The 18936-nt window shown below is 64.8% G+C and carries 19 protein-coding genes and 1 tRNA gene; 11 read left to right on the plus strand and 9 right to left on the minus strand.

The window, feature by feature from the left end; translation table 11 throughout:
- Window positions 1-100: 100 nt before the first annotated feature.
- Window positions 101-694: a MarC family protein gene (locus RO07_RS22330; protein WP_039405943.1), complete on the minus strand. Its 594-nt coding sequence runs from the start codon at window positions 692-694 to the stop codon at window positions 101-103.
- Between the two features lie 186 nt (window positions 695-880).
- Window positions 881-2620, minus strand: coding sequence for a proline--tRNA ligase (locus tag RO07_RS22335; RefSeq protein WP_039405946.1), 1740 nt, complete (start codon window positions 2618-2620; stop codon window positions 881-883).
- Window positions 2621-2833: 213 nt separating this feature from the next.
- Here RO07_RS22335 and RO07_RS22340 point away from each other — a divergent pair, with 213 nt between their 5' ends.
- Both RO07_RS22340 and RO07_RS22345 read left to right on the plus strand, forming a co-directional pair.
- Complete coding sequence (locus RO07_RS22340) at window positions 2834-3490, plus strand: RNA pyrophosphohydrolase (protein ID WP_084072758.1); 657 nt, start codon at window positions 2834-2836, stop codon at window positions 3488-3490.
- A gap of 178 nt (window positions 3491-3668) precedes the next feature.
- On the plus strand, window positions 3669-4241 hold the full coding sequence (locus tag RO07_RS22345; RefSeq protein WP_039405948.1) for a CNP1-like family protein: 573 nt from the start codon (window positions 3669-3671) through the stop codon (window positions 4239-4241).
- Between the two features lie 143 nt (window positions 4242-4384).
- Here the strand turns inward: RO07_RS22345 and proB are convergent, their stop codons facing one another.
- The 4 genes from proB to rplU form a co-directional block, all read right to left on the minus strand.
- Window positions 4385-5518: a glutamate 5-kinase gene (proB, locus tag RO07_RS22350; RefSeq protein WP_039405950.1), complete on the minus strand. Its 1134-nt coding sequence runs from the start codon at window positions 5516-5518 to the stop codon at window positions 4385-4387.
- 155 nt (window positions 5519-5673) lie between these two features.
- Window positions 5674-6813 (minus strand): Obg family GTPase CgtA, encoded by a 1140-nt coding sequence (gene cgtA / locus RO07_RS22355; RefSeq protein ID WP_039405953.1) that lies wholly within the window; start codon window positions 6811-6813, stop codon window positions 5674-5676.
- A gap of 150 nt (window positions 6814-6963) precedes the next feature.
- Complete coding sequence (rpmA, locus tag RO07_RS22360; RefSeq protein ID WP_039405956.1) at window positions 6964-7224, minus strand: 50S ribosomal protein L27; 261 nt, start codon at window positions 7222-7224, stop codon at window positions 6964-6966.
- 28 nt (window positions 7225-7252) lie between these two features.
- Window positions 7253-7564 (minus strand): 50S ribosomal protein L21, encoded by a 312-nt coding sequence (gene rplU / locus RO07_RS22365; RefSeq protein ID WP_010803930.1) that lies wholly within the window; start codon window positions 7562-7564, stop codon window positions 7253-7255.
- 337 nt (window positions 7565-7901) lie between these two features.
- Here rplU and RO07_RS22370 point away from each other — a divergent pair, with 337 nt between their 5' ends.
- The 9 genes from RO07_RS22370 to yacG all read left to right on the plus strand — a co-directional run bounded on the left by RO07_RS22370 (window position 7902) and on the right by yacG (window position 15770).
- Window positions 7902-8831, plus strand: a complete 930-nt coding sequence (locus RO07_RS22370; RefSeq protein ID WP_237171484.1) for a polyprenyl synthetase family protein — start codon at window positions 7902-7904, stop codon at window positions 8829-8831.
- A 23-nt stretch (window positions 8832-8854) separates the two neighbouring features.
- Window positions 8855-8931 (plus strand) — tRNA-Pro (locus tag RO07_RS22375).
- 288 nt (window positions 8932-9219) lie between these two features.
- Window positions 9220-10512: an HlyC/CorC family transporter gene (locus tag RO07_RS22380; RefSeq protein WP_039405962.1), complete on the plus strand. Its 1293-nt coding sequence runs from the start codon at window positions 9220-9222 to the stop codon at window positions 10510-10512.
- 114 nt (window positions 10513-10626) lie between these two features.
- On the plus strand, window positions 10627-11835 hold the full coding sequence (locus RO07_RS22385; RefSeq protein WP_039405965.1) for a GspE/PulE family protein: 1209 nt from the start codon (window positions 10627-10629) through the stop codon (window positions 11833-11835).
- A gap of 165 nt (window positions 11836-12000) precedes the next feature.
- Window positions 12001-13212, plus strand: coding sequence for a type II secretion system F family protein (locus tag RO07_RS22390; protein ID WP_052266806.1), 1212 nt, complete (start codon window positions 12001-12003; stop codon window positions 13210-13212).
- Complete coding sequence (locus RO07_RS22395; RefSeq protein ID WP_039405967.1) at window positions 13209-14009, plus strand: prepilin peptidase; 801 nt, start codon at window positions 13209-13211, stop codon at window positions 14007-14009. The genes RO07_RS22390 and RO07_RS22395 overlap by 4 nt, the downstream gene beginning before the upstream one ends.
- A gap of 14 nt (window positions 14010-14023) precedes the next feature.
- Window positions 14024-14638, plus strand: a complete 615-nt coding sequence (coaE, locus tag RO07_RS22400; protein WP_039405974.1) for a dephospho-CoA kinase — start codon at window positions 14024-14026, stop codon at window positions 14636-14638.
- A gap of 177 nt (window positions 14639-14815) precedes the next feature.
- A complete protein-coding gene (gene zapD / locus RO07_RS22405) occupies window positions 14816-15571 on the plus strand; it encodes a cell division protein ZapD (RefSeq protein WP_039405976.1) in 756 nt (251 codons plus the stop codon).
- A gap of 4 nt (window positions 15572-15575) precedes the next feature.
- Window positions 15576-15770: a DNA gyrase inhibitor YacG gene (yacG, locus tag RO07_RS22410; protein ID WP_039405978.1), complete on the plus strand. Its 195-nt coding sequence runs from the start codon at window positions 15576-15578 to the stop codon at window positions 15768-15770.
- 252 nt (window positions 15771-16022) lie between these two features.
- On the opposite strand, the gene RO07_RS22415 is transcribed toward yacG, so the two are convergent.
- The 3 genes from RO07_RS22415 to argJ all read right to left on the minus strand — a co-directional run bounded on the left by RO07_RS22415 (window position 16023) and on the right by argJ (window position 18905).
- Complete coding sequence (locus RO07_RS22415; RefSeq protein WP_039405980.1) at window positions 16023-16457, minus strand: NUDIX domain-containing protein; 435 nt, start codon at window positions 16455-16457, stop codon at window positions 16023-16025.
- Window positions 16458-16573: 116 nt separating this feature from the next.
- Window positions 16574-17455 carry an ATP-binding protein gene (locus RO07_RS22420; protein WP_039405984.1) on the minus strand — a complete coding sequence of 294 codons (882 nt, stop codon included), beginning with the start codon at window positions 17453-17455 and terminating at the stop codon, window positions 16574-16576.
- A gap of 220 nt (window positions 17456-17675) precedes the next feature.
- Window positions 17676-18905, minus strand: coding sequence for a bifunctional glutamate N-acetyltransferase/amino-acid acetyltransferase ArgJ (gene argJ / locus RO07_RS22425; protein ID WP_039405988.1), 1230 nt, complete (start codon window positions 18903-18905; stop codon window positions 17676-17678).
- Between the last annotated feature and the right edge of the window lie 31 nt (window positions 18906-18936).

Genomic DNA, 18936 nt, shown 5'->3' on the forward strand with positions numbered 1-18936 from the left:
GACCTTCGGTCGACAAAATGGGGCCTGCGAAAAGCAAGGCCCCTTTTTCATTGCCGGACAATCGACAGTCGGCAGCTGGCATCGACCGACGCGCGCCGCGTCAGAATTGATGCACGAAGACCCTCACGCCCTTGAGGATCAATTCGACCGAGATCGCGACCAGAATCAGTCCCATCAGACGCTCGAACGCCGCCACGACACGCGAGCCGAGCAGGCGCTCGATGCGATCCGCAAGCAGCAACACCACGGCGCAGACGGCCATCGTCACGCACAGCGCCGTAATCCATTCGACCATGCGCCCCGGCTGCTGCGACACCAGCAGCATGACCGTTGCCAGCGCGGACGGCCCGGCCAGCGCCGGGATGGCCAGCGGCACGATCAACGGCTCGCCGGCATCGGGCAGCGTGCCGTCGTCCGGCCTCGGGAAGATCATCCGCAAGGCGATCAGGAACAACACGATCCCCCCCGCGAGCTGCAGCGACAGATCGGTGAGGCTCATCATGCGCAGGAAGCGCTCGCCGACCAGCATGAAGATCAGCAGGATCGCGAAGGCGATCAGCACTTCGCGCACGATCACTCGCCGTCGACGCGCCGGCGCCACGTTCTTCAACGCATTCACGAAGATCGGGATATTGCCGAACGGATCGGTGATGAGCAGCAACAGCACCGTGGCTGACGCAAACGTGTATTCCATGGAGACACCACTTGCCGCGACTCGCGCGGATATGACAACGGCAGCCGCCGGGGCGACTGCCGTCAGGTATTGCCGATATCGCTACGTGGCAAGCGCATCGGGCGGCGCGTCCTCATCCCGCCCCATCCCGTCCTCACCCGGCGGCCCTGCGACCGGGTGATGCGAAGACGCGCCCTGCCCTTGCGCTCAAACCGCCTTGGCAGCGCGCACCTTGCCGATCACGACTTCGGCCACGGAAGCCGCATCGAGCAATTGGGGTTCCGTATCGCGGCGGCCCTGGTACTCGATCTTGCCTTCCTTCAAGCCGCGATCGCCGATCACCACGCGGTGCGGCACGCCGATCAGCTCCCAGTCGGCGAACATCACGCCGGGGCGCTCGCCGCGATCGTCCAGGATGACGTCGACGCCGGCCGCCAGCAGCGCTTCATACAGCTTGTCGGCCGCCGCGCGCACTGCATCGCTGCGATCGTAGCTCATCGGGCACAGCACCACTTCGAACGGGGCGATCGCTTCCGGCCAGATGATGCCGCGCTCGTCGAAATTCTGCTCGATGGCCGCGCCGAGAATCCGCGTGATGCCAATGCCGTAGCACCCCATCTCCATCGGGGCGGGCTCGCCGTTCTCGTCGAGGAACGTGGCCCCCATGGCGTCCGAGTACTTCGTGCCCAACTGGAACACGTGACCCACTTCGATGCCACGGCACAGGGCGATCTCGCCCTTGCCGTCCGGCGACGGGTCGCCCGGCACGACGTTGCGCAGATCGAAGACCACTTCCGGCTCGGGCAGGTCGCGGCCCCAGTTCACGCCGGTGATGTGATAGTCGGCCTCGTTCGCACCGACCACGAAGTCGCTCATCTTCGCGACCGAACGATCGACCACGAGCTTGACCGGCTTCTTCGTGCCGATAGGGCCGAGGTAACCCGGCGGCGTGCCGAACCACTCCACGATTTCGGCTTCGCTCGCGAAACGGAAGTCGGCCAGGCCGGGCACCTTGCTCGCCTTGATTTCGTTCAGAGCGTGATCGCCGCGCAGAAGCAGCAGCCACAGCGTCGTGCCGGTGTCCTCGCTGTCGGTGGCCAGCACGATCGACTTCACCGTGCGGGCAAGCGGGATCGAAAGCAGTTCGGCCACATCTTCGCACTTGGCCTTGCCCGGCGTGGCGGTCCGGGTCATTGCCTCGGCGGGCGCGGCTCGCTCGCCCTGGGGCGCGAGCGCCTCGGCCATCTCGACGTTGGCCGCATAGTCCGACGTCGGGCAATAGGCGATCGAGTCCTCGCCGGTTTCGGCAATCACGTGGAATTCGTGCGAGCCGGAGCCGCCGATGGACCCGTTATCGGCCACCACGGCACGAAACTCCAGGCCCAGGCGCGTGAAGATGCGCACGTAGGCGTCGAACATCTTCTGGTACGACACCTGCAGGCCGGCGCGATCCTTGTCGAAGGAATAGGCGTCCTTCATGATGAATTCGCGTCCGCGCATCACGCCGAAGCGCGGACGGATCTCATCGCGAAACTTCGTCTGCACCTGGTAGAAGTTCACCGGCAGTTGGCGGTAGCTCTTGATTTCGCGGCGAGCGATGTCCGTCACCACTTCCTCGTGCGTCGGCCCGACGACGAAATCGCGATCGGAGCGATCCTTCAGACGCAGCAACTCGGGGCCGTACTTCTGCCAGCGGCCAGATTCCTGCCAGAGTTCGGCCGGCTGCACCGCCGGCATGAGCAATTCGAGCGCGCCGGCGCGATTCATTTCTTCACGGACGATGGCTTCCACCTTGCGGATCGAGCGCAGGCCGATCGGCAGGTAGTCGTAGATGCCGCCGGCAACGCGGCGGATCATGCCGGAACGCATCATCAGCTTGTGGCTGACGATCTCGGCGTCGGCGGGCGCCTCCTTGAGGGTGCCGATGAAGAAACGAGAGGCTTTCATGCAGATTTCCGGAAAAAATGAGGGTCAACGGCGCTCGCGGCGATTCGATTCGTGGCCGGGATCAGGGCCGGGGGGCGTCCGAACGTCGTCGCGGCCCCCGAGACACCCGCCGGCCTTGCGCGCCGCCCCGGTCGCCCGAGCCGCCGCCGGCCGCCGCGCCGGTGATTATCTGTTTATAATCGAAGCAATTTTAAAGGATTCAAGGGTGGTTGTATGCTGGACCGTGAAGGCTTTCGCCCGAACGTCGGCATCATCCTCTTAAACGCACGCAATGAAGTGTTCTGGGGCAAGCGGCTGGGCGAGCACTCCTGGCAGTTCCCGCAAGGCGGCATCAAGTACGGCGAAACGCCCGAACAGGCCATGTTCCGAGAATTGCACGAGGAAACCGGGCTAAAGCCAGAACACGTCAAAATCATCGGTCGCACACGCGACTGGCTGCGTTATGAGGTGCCGGACAAGTTCATCAAGCGCGAAGTGCGCGGACATTACCGGGGCCAGAAGCAAATCTGGTTCCTGCTGCGCATGGTTGGCCGCGACTGCGACATCTGCCTGCGCGCGACCGATCATCCCGAGTTCGACGCCTGGCGCTGGAACGAATATTGGGTGCCGCTCGACGCCGTGATCGAGTTCAAGCGCGAGGTCTATCAACTCGCACTGAACGAGCTCTCGCGCTATCTGCGCCGCTCGGCCGCGCGCGCCCAGCAGGACCGGCGGCGATTTCCGCGCGCCGGCGCCCGGGTCGACGAGCTGCCGCAGGCCGTGACGGGCACGCCGCACTCGCAGAACACCGGCCACGATGACAGCGATTGCGGCGGCGGTACGCCTCAGCCCAGCAGTGCCGACTCCGGCATGCCGCCCCGGGAGCACTGAACCGGGCCGCGCACGGCCTGTCTCACGTCACCGAACGCGGGCATCATGCCCGCGTTCCGTTACCGTGTTTTCCCGAGCGTTGTCGTCATTGGCCGGGCGCCATCCTGGATCCATCGGATCGTCCGCTGCCGAGGCTTCGCTCCTTCGTTCGTCCAACCGACTTTTCGATCAACAATCCATGCGTTCTTTCTTCGCCCGCCGCGCCCCGCGCCTGACCGCTCTGGCCCCTCTGGCCGCCTTGGCGCTGGTGGCTGCCTGCAGCAGCGTCTCGCAGCCCGTCCAGGACTTCGATGAGTACATGGCCCAGCAGGAAGCTGCCAAGGGCAAATGGAAGGAAGCCAGCTACACGCTGCCGACGAGCGCTCCGCAGGACGCCGATCTGTTGAGCTTCCCCACGCTGCCCGACGCCAGGCTCGACTACGCCATCGATGCAAAATCGGTGCAGGTGACCGATGACGGCGTGGTGCGCTACATTGCCGTGATTCGTAGCAAGCAAGGTGCGCGCAACGTCTCGTATGAAGGCATGCATTGCGCCACGTTCGAGTCGCGCCTCTACGCCACCGGCCGCCCCGACGGCACGTGGGCGCCCGCGCGCAACAGCGAATGGCGCCCGATCCGCCCGTATGGCGCGACGGCCTACCAGGGCATTCTGTACCGCGACTTCCTCTGCCAGGACAAGACACCGTTCGGCAACGCCAAGGAGATCGTGCAGAACCTGCGCTATCCGACGACGCCGACGAACTATCGCTGATTCACCACAGGTCCATCGCAGGTCGATCCAGCCGGGGACGTCCGCCGTCCCGCATTGTCGACGCGATAAAGACGCCGGTCACGCTTGCACGTGCCGGCGCTCTTTTTGCCGGTGACGCACAGCGCGCGGCCCGTGACGGCAGCTCAGCGCAAGATCAGGTTGTCGCGATGAATCAGCTCCGGCTCGTTCGCGAAGCCCAGAATCTGTTCGATATCGCTGCTGGGGTGACGCCGGATGAGACGCGTCTCCGAGGCGCTGTAGTTCGACAAGCCGCGCGCGACTTCATGACCGGCCTCGTCCACGCACGCGATCACCTCCCCACGCGCGAACGTACCTTCCACGTCGATCACGCCGATCGGCAACAGGCTCTTGCCCTCTTCCATCAGCTTCTTGCAGGCGCCGGCATCGATCACCACGCGCCCGCGCACTTGCAGATGATCGGCCATCCACTGCTTGCGCGCCGTGAGCACCGCCGTGCGCGCGACCAGTTGCGTGCCGATGCTCTCACCGCTCGCCAGACGCACGAGCACGTCCGCCTCGCGCCCCGACGCGATCACGGTGTGCGCTCCGCTCGTCGCCGCGCGCTTGGCGGCCAGAATCTTGGTCAGCATGCCGCCGCGGCCGATGTTGGTCCCTGCGCCGCCGGCCATCGCTTCCAGGCGCTCGTCGCCCGCTTCCGCTTCGTGGACGAATTCGGCATCCGGATGCTTGCGCGGGTCGGCCGTGTACAGGCCCGATTGGTCGGTCAGGATGACGAGCGCGTCGCCGTCGATCAGATTGGTGACGAGCGCGCCGAGCGTGTCGTTGTCGCCGAACTTGATTTCGTCGGTGACGACGGTGTCGTTCTCGTTGATGATCGGCACCACGCCCAGACGCAGCAGTGTAAGCAAGGTCGTACGCGCGTTCAGATAGCGTTCGCGATCGGCCAGGTCGGCGTGCGTGAGGAGAATCTGTGCGGTGCGTACGCCATGCTCGGCAAAGCGGGTCTCGTAGACCTGCGCCAGCCCCATCTGTCCCACGGCGGCGGCGGCCTGCAGTTCGTCGATGGCCTTCGGTCGGCGCGCCCAGCCCAGGCGCTGCATGCCCTCGGCAATCGCGCCCGAGCTCACCAGCACGACCTGCTTCGGCGGGCGTCCGTCGCCGCCGTGCCGCAATGCGGCGATCTGCTGCGCCCAGCGCGCAATCGCGACATCGTCCAACCCGCGACCGTCGTTGGTCACGAGACTGGACCCCACTTTCACCACGAGCCGTTTAGCATCGGCGATGACCGAACGCATGGAACTGAACTCTCCTGCGGAGGTATTTGGGAAGACTGGCCGCTACGGTCGGCGGGAAGATGCGCGAATCGACCTTCCCTCGCATGGCCACAGCAGCCGGATCGCCGGCACAGGCGCCGTTGCAACGCCGATGCCGCCTTTGAGTGATCTGAAGTTTACGCCTTTGGCGCGTCGTCCGGTGGCGTTTGCGGCGCACCGTCTGCCGACGGGATCGACGGCGCGGCACCGCCCTCGCGGAAGCGCGGATCCTGGGCGGCGTCCTCGATGGCTTCTTCGATGGCGCCGCGCTGCTGATACAGGTAGTCCTGCACCGCCAGGCACAGCTTCTCGCAGCCTTCGCCCGTCAACGCGGAAATCTGGTACGTCGGGCCGTCCCACTCGAAGCGCTTCAGGAAGTCGGCCACGCGCTCGGCGCGCTCGTCCTCCGGCACCATGTCGACCTTGTTGAGCACCAGCCAGCGCGGCTTGTCGAAGAGTTCCTGGTCGTACTTCTGGAGTTCGAGCACGATGGCGCGCGCATCGGCGACCGGATCGACGCCCTCGTCGAACGGCGCGATGTCCACGATATGCAGCAGCAGACCGGTGCGCTGCAGGTGGCGCAGGAACTGGTGGCCCAAACCGGCGCCCTCGGCCGCCCCTTCGATCAGACCGGGAATATCGGCGATGACGAAGCTCTTGCCCGGCGCGGTGCGCACGACACCGAGGTTGGGGTGCAGCGTGGTGAACGGATAATCGGCGATCTTCGGCCGGGCGTTCGACACCGACGAAATGAAGGTCGACTTGCCCGCGTTGGGCATGCCGAGCAGGCCGACGTCCGCGAGCACCTTGAGCTCGAGCTGGAGCATGCGACGCTCGCCCGGCTTGCCGTCGGTCTTCTGACGCGGCGCGCGGTTCGTGCTCGACTTGAAGTGAAGGTTGCCCAGACCGCCCGCGCCGCCATGCGCGAGCACGACCTCCTGACCGTGCTCGGTCAGATCGGCGATGGTCTCGCCCGTGTCCATGTCGCTGATGATGGTGCCGACCGGCATGCGCAGGAAGATATCGTCGCCGCCCTTGCCATAGCAATCCGAGCCCCGACCGGATTCGCCGTTCTTCGCCACGTGCTTCTTCGAATAACGGTAATCGATCAGGGTGTTGATGTTGCGATCCGCCACGGCATACACACTGCCGCCGCGACCGCCGTCGCCGCCGTCGGGTCCGCCGAAGGGCACGAATTTCTCCCGGCGCATCGACGCCGAGCCATTGCCGCCATTCCCGGCGATCACCTCGATACGCGCTGCGTCAATGAATTTCATGGTTCCGTTCCGCTTTATCGACCGTCTGCAGACGATCCTGACTCTGTTCCATACCCCGCGTGTCGATGCCGAATTTTCACGGCACACTCACGGGACAAACAAAAAAGGCTCCGCATGGGAGCGGAGCCTTTTGGTGGCAAAAGGCTTAGCTTACGCTGCCGGTACCACGCTGACGAATTGCTTCTTCGCTGCGCCCTTGACGGCGAATTGCACGTGACCGTCGGTCAGTGCAAACAGCGTGTGGTCCTTGCCGATGCCGACGTTTTCGCCAGCATGCATGCGCGTGCCACGTTGGCGAACGATGATGCCGCCAGCCAGGATTGCCTGACCGCCGTACACCTTCACGCCAAGGCGCTTCGACTCGGAATCGCGGCCGTTACGGGACGAACCGCCTGCTTTTTTGTGTGCCATGACTTAACTCCTTACCTAGCTCGATCGATTAGCCGTTGATGCTGTCGATGCGCAGCTCGGTGTAGTTTTGGCGATGGCCTTGACGCTTTTGGTAGTGCTTGCGACGGCGCATCTTGAAAATCTTCACCTTGGGGTGACGACCTTGGGCGATAACGGTAGCCTTGACGGAAGCCCCACTGACCAACGGCGCACCGAACTTAATCGATTCGCCCTCGCCAACGGCGAGAACCTGGTCGATGGTGATTTCAGCGCCAATGTCAGCCGGTATCTGTTCTACTTTGAGCTTTTCGCCAGCAGCAACCTTATATTGCTTACCGCCGGTTTTTATGACCGCGTACATTGTTGAACCTCACTCATAAACAAGAGAATTTCCGTGCAGGCCGAGGGTCCCGGAAGGACTCGTCTTGCCGACCGTTCGCATCGCCGCAGCCCCTCGGGCCCCTGCGTACCGCGGTATTTCAGGGCCGGTCGCTACGAATGCGCGCACGAAAACGGGGAATTATACAGACTTTCTCCTTTTGCGTCAAAGACTTCCATGAAGCCGGGGATTCCGCGGGGCTGGGACCCGAAAGTTGCCGCGCCCACTATATAATTTGGGGCGAATTTTTCCTCACCCGAGCCTTGTCTTGACTGCTTCGACTTCTTCCCAGAACGTACTGGCCGCCATCGCCGACGACATGCGTGCCGTCGACCAGCTTATCCGTAACCGGCTGGCCTCCGAGGTGGTCCTGATCAATCAGATCTCGGAGTACATCATCAACTCGGGCGGCAAGCGGCTGCGTCCGGCGCTGCTCCTGCTTGTGGCCGGGGCGCTGGGCGTGACCTCGCAGGCTCGCTACGAGCTGGCTGCCGTCATCGAGTTCATCCACACATCCACGCTGCTGCACGACGATGTCGTCGACGAGTCCGATCTGCGTCGCGGCAAGCAAACGGCCAACGCGCTGTTCGGCAATGCGGCGTCGGTGCTCGTCGGCGACTTCCTGTATTCGCGCTCGTTCGAGATGATGGTGAGCGTGGACAACATGCGCGTGATGCAGATTCTCGCTCGCGCGACCAACGTCATCGCCGAAGGCGAAGTGCTGCAGCTGTTGAACATGCACGACCCGGACGTGGATGAAGCGCGCTATCTGCATGTCATCAGATACAAGACGGCCACGCTGTTCGAAGCGGCGACGCAACTCGCGGCCGTGCTGGCCGGCGCCGACGAACAGACCGAAACCGCCGTGCGCGAATACGGTGGTCGTCTGGGTACCGCGTTCCAATTGATGGACGACTGGCTCGATTACGCCGGCGACACCGATGCGATGGGCAAGAACGCCGGCGACGATCTTCGCGAAGGCAAGCCGACCCTGCCGCTTATCCACGTGTTGCAGCACGGCACCGAGCAGGAGCGCGCGCTCGTTCGCGAAGCGATCGAGAATGGCGGCACCGACAAGTTCGAACCGATCCTCGCCGCGATCACCCGCACGGGGGCGCTCGACTACACATTGGCCCGCGCAAAGGAAGAAGCCGATGCCGCCGCACGAACTATTTCTGCGCTGCCCTCTTCCAATTACAAAAATAGCCTGCTAGAATTATGCTCTTACTCGATAGCGCGACGCACTTAACAAGCGAAGCCGCAGTATCGAAGCGGGGTGTAGCTTAGCCTGGTAGAGCGCTACGTTCGGGACGTAGAGGCCGGAGGTTCGAATCCTCTCACCCCGACCAGGATTTACTTTGCTCTCAAGCAAAGCGGAAAAACCGCCGGACGCGTCCGGCGGTTTTTTTATGCCCGCGCGGATCGGATCGTCGTTGCGAATATCCGAAGGCATCGGCCCGAAGAGGGACTCATTCCTCACGCGTCGTGCAAGGCGCTCAATGGGCAGCGGGGTGGTGCTGGCGATGATCGCCTCCGAGGCGTTATCCGCCATCGCACCGACCCCACTGCCCCACAAATCCGCTCTGATATAGTGGCAACTCATTGTCACCGCCTGCGCCGCTCGCGCACCCCATCGCTTGGAATCCTTGCCCTTATGGGCGCAGATTTGCGCCGTCGCCCTGCTGATCATCTGCTCGGGATTTTTTTCGATCTCCGAAACGAGCATGATGGCGCTCAACCGCCATCGCCTGAAGCACCTGGTACGGATGAACGTCCGCGGCGCCAAGGCGACCCAGGGTCTGCTCTCGCGCACTGAAGACCTGCTCTCGACCATTCTCGTCGGCAACAACGTCATCAACACGGTCGTGCCGGTGCTCACGACCTCGATTGCCGTGCGCTACTTCGGCAACGACGCGATCACGCTCTCGATCGCCACGGCGCTCATTGCGTTGCTGATCATCATCTTCGCCGAGATCGGTCCGAAAATCGTCGGTGCGACCTACCCCGAGCGCATCGCGCTGCCGGCGAGTACGCTGCTCGGTCCCATCGTCGGCGCCGCGAAGCCGCTCGTGTGGGTGCTCAACGGCTTCGTGCGCGGCATGCTGCGCGCGATGCGCATCGACACGCGGCGTGCGGCCAGCGAAGCCCGCCTCACCACCGAAGAGTTGCGCACCATCGTGCTCGAAGCCGGCAACTACATGCCGACCAAACCGCGCAGCGTGCTGCTCAATCTGCTGGATCTGGAGAACATCACAGTCGACGACGTGATGGTGCCGCGCGCGCGCATCGAAGCCCTCGATATCTCGGCGCCGCTCGACACGATCCTCACGCAGCTCGAAACGTGCTACCACAACAAGCTGCCGGTCTACGACGGCGATATCGACCGCGTCGTCGGCATTCTTCCGGTGCGACGCACGCTCGCGGCGCTGCGCCACCCCGACGATCTCACCGTCGATACGCTGCGCGCACTGCTCGTCGACCCGTACTTCATTCCGAGCGATACGCCTGCGCTGCGTCAACTGCAGTACTTCCAGGAGAACCATCGTCGCGTGGGACTGGTCGTCAACGAGTACGGCGAAGTCGAAGGACTGGTGACGACCGAGGACATCATCGAGGAGCTCATCGGCGAGTTCACGACTAGCGTGCCGGGTAGCGGCGGCAGCCGTTCCGGGTGGACGGCGGACGACGACTGCCTGGTCGGCGGCGGCGTCGGGCTGCGCGATCTGAATCGCCGGCTCGGACTGCATCTGCCGACCGACGGCCCCAAAACGCTCAACGGCCTGATCCTCGAAGTGCTGCGCGAGATTCCCGAAGCCTCCGTCAGCATGGAGATCGACGGTGTGCGAATGGAAATCGTGCAGATCGACAACCAGGCGATCAAGACCGTCCGCCTGTTCAAACCGAAAGCGCGCCCAGCATCGCGCGACTGAGCGGCGCCTCGTTCACTGCAGGTGACACGCCCCCATTTTTCGGGCAATTCCGATTGAGCAGCAACAGGGTTTTGACGAGACTGGAGCTCCACACCGCTCTCGTCGAACCCCGCCATGTCCCTGTCCGCCTCTCCCATGCCAGACGCCGTCACCGCAACGGACGGCGTCGCCAACACGCCGACATCTACCTCGCACGCGCCATCGCGCGGCGGCTCACCATTGCAGTTTCTCGAGCAGTTGCTGGGTGAAGCGATTCGAGCGGGGGCCTCCGACGTCCATTTCGAGCCGATGGCGCAGCGCTTTCGCGTGCGGCTGCGCATCGATGGTCGATTGCAGGAGCACGTCGACATTCCACTGCCATGGCGCGACATGCTCGTCTCGCGGCTCAAGGTACTCGCCAATCTGGACATCTCGCAGAAGCGCCTGCCCCAGGACGGGCGCATGGTGTGGCGAGAGGCGGGTGAACCGGTCGAATGCCGCGTCAGCGCATTGCCTTCGTTGCATGGCGAGAAGCTGGTCGTGCGGCTGCTCGATGGCGCGAAAGTCCCGCTCTCGCTCGAAGGCCTCGGCTACACGCCGAAACAGTACCTCGCGCTCACGCAGGCCATCGCCCGCCCGCACGGCATGATCCTGCTGACGGGCCCCACTGGCAGCGGCAAAACGGTTTCGCTCTATAGCTGCCTGCGCCGCCTCAACGACACCTCGCGCAATATCGTGACGATCGAAGATCCCGTGGAAATTCGCTTGCCGGGCGTCACACAGGTCAATCTCAACGAACGCGCCGGCCTCGACTTCGCGACCGCGTTGCGCGCCTTTCTTCGGCAGGATCCGGATGTGCTCGTCGTCGGTGAGATACGCGATGCGCAGACCGCCGAAATCGCCGTGCAGGCCGCGCAAACGGGGCACCTCGTGTTCGCGACGGTCCATGCGAACGATGCCCCGAGTACGCTCGCCCGCCTGTTCGATCTCGGCGTCGCGCCGTTCAATCTGTCGTCGACGCTGCTGCTGATCAGCGCGCAGCGGTTGCTCAGACGCCGCTGCCCCGCCGGGTGCGACCCCGGGCGTGCACCGCAGGCCGACGCTCGCACGACGCCGCTTTGTATGCGCTGCCACGGCACCGGGTTCGCCGGGCGGATCGGGGCGTTTCAGGTCATGCCCATCAGCGCCATCCAGGCGATCAACATTGCGCAGGCCCGCAGCCCGCACGAACTGGCGGCACAGGCGCAAAGCGAAGGCGTCATGACCTTGCGCGAAGCCGGCCTCTGGCATGCCGCCGCCGGCACCGTCTCGGAGGAGGACGTCGATGCGACGACGCCTGCGTGAATCGGCGTTGCGATGCTCACGCGATGCAACGCTCGCGCTCGCATGCCTTGTCGCCGGCCTTGACGCCCATCTTGTCGCCCGCCCTGTCGAACGATGCACGCGAGGGAGATGTCGACAGGGGGTGTCGTCAACAACAACGAGGCGAGGTCAGCCATGCCTCCTCGCATGACGCAACCGCGGCGCTGGCAGTGGCAAGGACGCGATGCCGACGGCCAGTGGCGGCGCGGCGAAGTGCTTGCGCACGGCGAAGCAGGCGCGCGCCTCATCCTGCGCGAGCAGCGCCTGACGATCACGCATCTACGGGTCGGACGTCGCCATATGCGGCCCGGTCGCACCCGGGCTTCCGACGCCACCGATCTCGTCCGCCGTCTGGCCACGCTGCTGGGCGCCGGCGTGCCGCTCACGGCCGCACTCGACGTGCTCGCCCGGGGCGCGCACACGCGAGGACTGAAGCAATTGGCGTCCGCCATCGCGCAGGACGTCAGGCAGGGGCACTCGCTGGCCGAGTCGATGTCGCGGGCCAGCGGCCGGTTCAGCCGCGTCGACTGTCAACTGATCGCGGCCGCTGAGCTCGGCGGCCAGTTGGGGCCGACATTGCGCCGGCTGAGCGCGCAATACGATCACACCCGGGGGATACGGGAAAAGCTGCAGCGTGCGCTCGCCTACCCGCTGACGGTGCTGGTCGTCGCGGTGGCGGTAGTGATTGCGCTGCTGCATTGGGTGATCCCGGAGTTCGAGCGCCTGTTCGCCAGCGCCGCCGGCGGCGGCATGCCTCTCCCGCCGATGACGCGATGGCTCATCGACGTCTCGCGCGCCTCGCTGGCGAACGGACCTTGGGTGGCGGCGGGGTCGGGCTGCCTGGGACTGATCGCCACGGCGGCATTGCGGCGCAGCGCGGGACTGCGCCGCCAGCGCGATCGCTTGATCCTGCACCTTCCGGGCGCGGGGCAGATCGTCCGCATGATGAGCGCGGCGCGCTGGGCGCGAACGCTCGGCACGTTGCTCGATGCGGGCGTCTCACTGCCGGATGCCATGGATGCCGCAGCGAATGCGTGCGGCAATCTCGTCATGCAGCAGGCAGCGCACGACGTGCATCGCGCAGTGGCTCGCGGGGCGCGTCTGGCAACGACGCTCGAAGCCGACGCCCGTTGGCCGCTGGTCATTGCGCAACTGGTCGTGATCGGCGAGGAATCGGGTACACTCGGGCGCATGCTCAACCAGGCGGCCGGTCTGCTCGACGAAGAGGCCTCGCACGCGCTGGTGAGCGCCTGTGCAACGCTCGAACCCATGATGATTACGTTTCTCGGCCTGCTGATCGGCGGCATGGTGCTCGCCATGTATCTGCCGATGTTCCAACTCGGATACGGTGTCGCATGAACGGTTACGCCGAGTTCCTGCTCGTTGACTGGCTCGCCCAACTGGAGCTCCATTGGCGTCTCGCACTGTTCGCGAGCGCCGGTGTCGTTGCCGGTCTGCTGCTGGACGTCATCGTGCGTCGTGTGCCAGCGGCCGTCGAACAGGCATGGCTGGCGGAGATGCAGGCCGTCGGCGACGCCGATACGTTCCCCTCGGAAGCCCGGGCACACGCGAGCGCCGCGTCGATGGCCACGACGATGGCCGCAGCCGTCGCGCATGCGCCCCCCGCTCGCCGCTGGCAGCTCTCGATACTGAGCGCCGCGCTGAGCGTGGCCGTCTCGTGGCGATTCGGCCCGACGTGGCAGAGCCTTGGCGCGCTCGGGCTCGTCTGGACGCTCATTGCGCTCGCCTACATCGATTACGACACGCAGCTTCTGCCCGACATACTGACGCTGCCGCTGCTCTGGGCCGGCCTGCTCGTCAATCTGGGCCATTGGTTCAGCGCGTTGCCCGCGGCCGTGATCGGCGCAGCCGTCGGATACATGAGCCTGTGGGCGCTGTACTGGGTGTACTGGTGGGTTCGCCGACGCGAAGGCATGGGATTCGGCGACTTCAAGCTTTACGCCGCGCTCGGCGCATGGTTCGGCTGGACGGCGCTGGTACAGATCCTGCTGCTGGCCTGCCTGCTCGCCATCGTGGTGGCCGGCACCGCATGGCTCGCAGGGCGTCTGCGCAGCGACCAGATGTTTCCCTTCGGCGCATTTCTCGCGACTGCAGGCGTCGCCACGCTGTTCTGGGGCAACGGCCTGACGATCTGAATCGGAGGGACTCCATGACTTACGCCATCGGCCTGACCGGCGGCATCGGCAGCGGCAAGACGACCGTGGCCAATCTGTTCGCGACGCACGGCATCGCCATCATCGACACCGATGCCATCGCGCACGATATCACCGCCCCGGGCGGCGCCGCGATGGCGGCCATCCGGCGCGAGTTCGGCGACGCCTTCGTGGCGCCCGACGGCTCGCTCGATCGTGCCCGCATGCGCGAAGCCGTATTTACGGACGATGCGGCAAAAGCCCGTTTGGAGGCCATTACCCATCCGCTCATTCGAACGGAGTGCGAGCGCGCAGCCGCGCAAGCGACGGGGCCTTATCTGATTTTCGTCGTCCCGTTGCTGGTGGAATCGGGGACGTGGCGCCAGCGTGTGCAGCGCGTGCTGGTCGTGGACTGCACCGAAGAGACGCAAATCGCCCGCGTGATGGCCCGCAACCGCTTCACGCGCGAACAGGTTCTGGCGATCATGGCGCGTCAGGCAAGCCGCGCGCAGCGGCTCGCGCAAGCCGACGACGTCATCGACAACGATGCCGCTCAGGCACCGCTCGCGCCGCAGGTCGACAGGCTGCACGCCGCCTATCTGAAACTTGCTGCGCAGGCGGAAAACGGTTGATCGCGGGGAAGGCGGCGAGGTCAGCGGCGAGGTTGGCGGCGGGCGGGCATGCGCGTTTCCGGCGCCGCGCCTGCGCGCCGCTCCCGATAGAACGCCCACTCGCGTTGCACCTCGACAGTTTCCCGCATTAGAATGTCGCCATTACGCTGAAAAGCGCCAACTTTTGGGCCAACGCGCTTGATCCTGTACGAATATCCGCTCAACGAACGCATTCGCACGCTGCTTCGGCTAGAAGAGCTGTTCGGGCGCTTTGCCTTTTTCGTCGCGCAGGATCAGCCGCTCGATCACCACGCGGCGCTGATCACCATGTTCGAGATCGCCGATATCGCGGGGCGAACCGATCTGAAGAACGATCTGGTCAAGGAGCTCGATCGCCAGCGCCAGACGCTTCAGACCTATCGAGGCAATCCCGATATTGCGTCCGACGCGCTCGAGCAGTTCATTGGCGAGGTCGAACTCGCCATCGCGAATCTCAACCAGATCCCCGGCAAGCCCGGCCAGCATCTGAACGACAACGAGTGGCTGGCGAGCATTCGCAGCCGGTCGGTGATCCCGGGCGGCACGTGCCGCTTCGATCTCCCGTCGTACTACGCCTGGCGTCACAACGACGCCGAGCAGCGCCGTGCCGACATCGACAAATGGATCGGCCCGCTGATGCCGCTGCGCGACGCCATCGCCATCGTGCTCGGGCTGGCGCGCGAATCCGGCCACGCCAGCAAGGCAATGGCGCAGCAAGGCAGCTACCAGCAGATGCTCACGGGACGCGTGTACCAGCTCATGCAGGTGCGCGTGGCAGCCGATTTACGCGTCATTCCCGAGGCGAGCGCGAACAAGTACATGCTGTGGGTACGTTTCACGACGCAGGACGGCGATCTGAAGCCGCGTCCGGTCGACAGCGACGTGCCGTTCCTGCTGACGCTCTGCAATCTGTAAGATCATGACGACCGTTGTCAACTGTCCGACTTGCGGGAAAAAGGTGGTGTGGGGCCCCGAGGCCAAATTCCGCCCGTTCTGCTCGGAACGTTGCAAGCAGATCGATATCGGCGCGTGGGCCGCGGAGAAGTACACGATTCCGGCCGAGTCGCCCGACGATCCGTCGCAGGACGCCCCGCTCGATCCCACGCAACGCTGAGCTGGCGCGTGCGGGAAAAAAGCACCCCCAAGGGGTTAGTGCCGTTCAATGAAAGCGAAAATGCCGCTTCGACGCCAATCGAAGCGGCATTTTTTTCGGTGTTTCGTGGCCCTTCGTCTGGTCGGACCAGCAATAAACACGCTTAACTGAACGGCATTAGCCCCGAAGGGCCTTTTCCCATTTGGTCGCATGTCATGGCGTTCGGCCAGCGAGGCGCCTGCCACGCTCGCCGTGCCCACCCCGCCCTCCCTGCTATCCCCGCGCAGCCAGCTCCTCCGCCAGCCAGTTCAGCGGCGGCAGCGCTGCGGGCAACAGCGGTTCGACCTTGACGGGCGGGTGTTCCCACGCCAGCGTCTGCCCTTCCTTGCCATGCGGCTCGCCTTGCCATGCGGTCACCTTGCAGAAGTGCAGCCGTACGTACGCATGCGGGTAATCGTGTTCGAGCACACGCCACGGGGCGCATCGCTCCACCGTCACGCCAAGCTCCTCGTGAAGCTCGCGGGCCAGCGCGGCCGCCACCGACTCGCCCGCCTCCAGCTTGCCGCCCGGGAATTCCCAATAGCCGGCGTACGGCTTGCCTGCCGGGCGCTGGCCCAGCAACACCGCGCCATCCGGACGTACCATCACGCCGACAGCCACTTCCGTAACGGGACGCCCGTCCGGTGCAAATCGTTTCGAATCTGTCATATCGTTGCCAGGCTGCCCCGCAGCCATACCAGCGGGCGTACCCGCGAAACACTCTGTCGATCCGGCGGGCGCCACGTGCCCGACATCGGGCATCGCACGTGGCGCCCGCCGAACCGTTACGACGCCTGCGCGCCGCCGCGCAGCTTGCCCGCCCAGTCACGCGCGAACTGAAAAGCCACGCGGCCCGAGCGCGAACCACGCTCCAGCGCCCAGATCAGCGCCTCCTGGCGCGCACTTTCCGTCTGATCGGCCGGCACGCCGAAATGCTGCAGCCAGTGGCTGACGATCGTCAGGTAGTCGTCCTGCTTGAACGGATAGAAGCTCACCCACAGGCCGAATCGCTCGGACAGCGAAATCTTCTCCTCGATCACTTCGCCCGGATGGATTTCCCCGTCCTCGGTGTGACGATAACTCTCGTTGTCCTTCATGTACTCGGGCAGCAGGTGCCGGCGATTCGACGTCGCATAGATCAGCACGTTGTCCGACTGCGCTGCCACGGAACCGTCGAGAGCAACCTTCAGGGCCTTGTAGCCCGACTCGCCGTCTTCGAACGACAGGTCGTCGCAGAACACCACGAAACGCTCGGGTCGCTGTGAAATCAGGTCGACGATATCGCCCAGGTCGGTCAGATCGTCCTTGTCCACCTCGATCAGACGCAGCCCTTCGGCAGCGTACTGATTCAGACAGGCCTTGATCAGCGACGACTTGCCCGTGCCGCGCGCGCCGGTGAGCAGCACGTTGTTGGCCGGCTCGCGACGCACGAACTGACGCGTGTTCTGCTCGATGAGCGCCTTCTGGCGTTCGATGTTCTGTAGATCGCCCAGCGTGATGCCCGAGATCTGCGCGACCGGCTGCAGGAAGCCGCGCCCCTGCTTCTTGCGCCAGCGAAACGCCACCGCGGTGTCCCAGTCGATCTCCGGAGCGGCCGGCGGCAACATCGCCTCCAGCCGTGCCAGCACGCCCTCGGCGCGCGTCAGAAACTGCTCGAGTTTGTCCATGCTTCGAAATCCCCGCGCCGCTCTCGGGCGCTCATGTCGGTGCTTCGTGGAGTTATGGTTTCCCTTCGCTGTGCGCCACGGTGCTTTTGCCACCGGCTGGCGATACGCCAACGGCGGTTGGCGACTGTCACTGGTGCATCGCCGATGCCGGTCGGGCACCGACGCTCCGCGCCAACGGCCTTCGCCTCCTGTGGGAGACGCCAGGCCGTCGCGTCAGGGCTCAGGAACGGTAATCGGCGTTGATGCTCACGTAGTCATGCGACAGGTCGCAAGTCCACAGCGTTGCCGCCGCGTCGCCGCGGCCGAGCACCACGCGTACCGTGATTTCACTTTGCTTCATCACACGCTGGCCATCCTCTTCGCGATAGTCCGCGTTGCGGCCACCGGCGCGCGCGACCAGTACATCATCCAGATACAGGTCGATCTTGCTCACGTCGAGATCGTTCACGCCGGCATAGCCGATCGCGGCCAGAATGCGCCCCAGATTCGGATCGGACGCGAAAAACGCCGTCTTCACCAACGGCGAATGCCCGATCGCGTAGGCGATCTGACGGCACTCGGCCACATCGCGGCCGCCTTCGACCGTCACCGTGATGAACTTCGTCGCGCCTTCGCCATCGCGCACGATCAATTGCGCGAGCTCCTGCGAGATCGAGAGCAGCGCGTCGCGCAGCGCCGCAAAGGCGGGCGTGTCGGTGCTGGCGATTTCCGGCAGGTCGGTCTGCCCCGTGGCGGCAACGATGAACGAATCATTGGTCGACGTATCGCCGTCGATCGTGATCGCGTTGAACGAACGGTCGGCGACGTACTTCACCAACGCGTCGAGCACCGGCTGCGCGACGCGCGCGTTGGTGCCGACAAAGCCCAGCATGGTCGCCATGTTCGGCTTGATCATGCCCGCGCCCTTGCTGATGCCGGTGAGTACGATCGTCTTGCCGTCGATCACGATTTCGCGCGACGCGGCCTTCGGCAGCGTGTCGGTCGTCATGATCGATTGCGCGGCTTCGTACCAATGGGCCGGCGCAAGGTTGGCGATGGCCCGCGGCAGACCGGCCACGAGGCGATCGACCGGCAGCGGTTCGAGAATCACGCCCGTCGAGAACGGCAGGATCTGGTTGGCCGAGACCGACAGCAGCCTGGCCAGCGCGTCGCACGTCTGGCGCGTGGCGGCCATGCCCGGCTCGCCGGTGCCCGCGTTGGCATTCCCCGTGTTGACGACCAACGCGCGAATCCCGGCATGCGCGGCCAGGTGCTCCTTGCACACCGTTACCGGCGCGGCGCAGAAGCGGTTCGTCGTGAATACGCCCGACACCGTGCTGCCGGGGGCCAGTCGCATGACCAGCACGTCCTTGCGGTTCGGCTTGCGGATATTGGCTTCGGCCCAGCCCAGTTCGACGCCAGGCACGGCGCGCAGTTGGGAGGCTTCGATCGAGGGGAAATTGACGGCCATGTGGGTTCGCCCGCGAGAGGAAAGGGTTGCA

Origin of the sequence: Pandoraea pulmonicola (genome assembly GCF_000815105.2) — a bacterium.
Taxonomy (GTDB): Bacteria; Pseudomonadota; Gammaproteobacteria; order Burkholderiales; family Burkholderiaceae; genus Pandoraea; species Pandoraea pulmonicola.

Excerpts from the sequence above, each read along its gene's own strand:
- RO07_RS22395 (WP_039405967.1), top strand. The coding sequence starts at position 13,209 with ATGAACGGTTACGCCGAGTTCCTGCTCGTTGACTGGCTCGCCCAACTG.
- RO07_RS22390 (WP_052266806.1), top strand. The coding sequence starts at position 12,001 with ATGACGCAACCGCGGCGCTGGCAGTGGCAAGGACGCGATGCCGACGGC.
- RO07_RS22385 (WP_039405965.1), top strand. The coding sequence starts at position 10,627 with ATGTCCCTGTCCGCCTCTCCCATGCCAGACGCCGTCACCGCAACGGAC.
- RO07_RS22345 (WP_039405948.1), top strand. The coding sequence starts at position 3,669 with ATGCGTTCTTTCTTCGCCCGCCGCGCCCCGCGCCTGACCGCTCTGGCC.
- cgtA (WP_039405953.1), bottom strand. The coding sequence starts at position 6,813 with ATGAAATTCATTGACGCAGCGCGTATCGAGGTGATCGCCGGGAATGGC.
- RO07_RS22330 (WP_039405943.1), bottom strand. The coding sequence starts at position 694 with ATGGAATACACGTTTGCGTCAGCCACGGTGCTGTTGCTGCTCATCACC.
- RO07_RS22415 (WP_039405980.1), bottom strand. The coding sequence starts at position 16,457 with ATGACAGATTCGAAACGATTTGCACCGGACGGGCGTCCCGTTACGGAA.
- RO07_RS22335 (WP_039405946.1), bottom strand. The coding sequence starts at position 2,620 with ATGAAAGCCTCTCGTTTCTTCATCGGCACCCTCAAGGAGGCGCCCGCC.
- proB (WP_039405950.1), bottom strand. The coding sequence starts at position 5,518 with ATGCGTTCGGTCATCGCCGATGCTAAACGGCTCGTGGTGAAAGTGGGG.
- rplU (WP_010803930.1), bottom strand. The coding sequence starts at position 7,564 with ATGTACGCGGTCATAAAAACCGGCGGTAAGCAATATAAGGTTGCTGCT.
- argJ (WP_039405988.1), bottom strand. The coding sequence starts at position 18,905 with ATGGCCGTCAATTTCCCCTCGATCGAAGCCTCCCAACTGCGCGCCGTG.
- yacG (WP_039405978.1), top strand. The coding sequence starts at position 15,576 with ATGACGACCGTTGTCAACTGTCCGACTTGCGGGAAAAAGGTGGTGTGG.
- RO07_RS22370 (WP_237171484.1), top strand. The coding sequence starts at position 7,902 with ATGCGTGCCGTCGACCAGCTTATCCGTAACCGGCTGGCCTCCGAGGTG.
- coaE (WP_039405974.1), top strand. The coding sequence starts at position 14,024 with ATGACTTACGCCATCGGCCTGACCGGCGGCATCGGCAGCGGCAAGACG.
- RO07_RS22420 (WP_039405984.1), bottom strand. The coding sequence starts at position 17,455 with ATGGACAAACTCGAGCAGTTTCTGACGCGCGCCGAGGGCGTGCTGGCA.
- rpmA (WP_039405956.1), bottom strand. The coding sequence starts at position 7,224 with ATGGCACACAAAAAAGCAGGCGGTTCGTCCCGTAACGGCCGCGATTCC.
- RO07_RS22340 (WP_084072758.1), top strand. The coding sequence starts at position 2,834 with ATGCTGGACCGTGAAGGCTTTCGCCCGAACGTCGGCATCATCCTCTTA.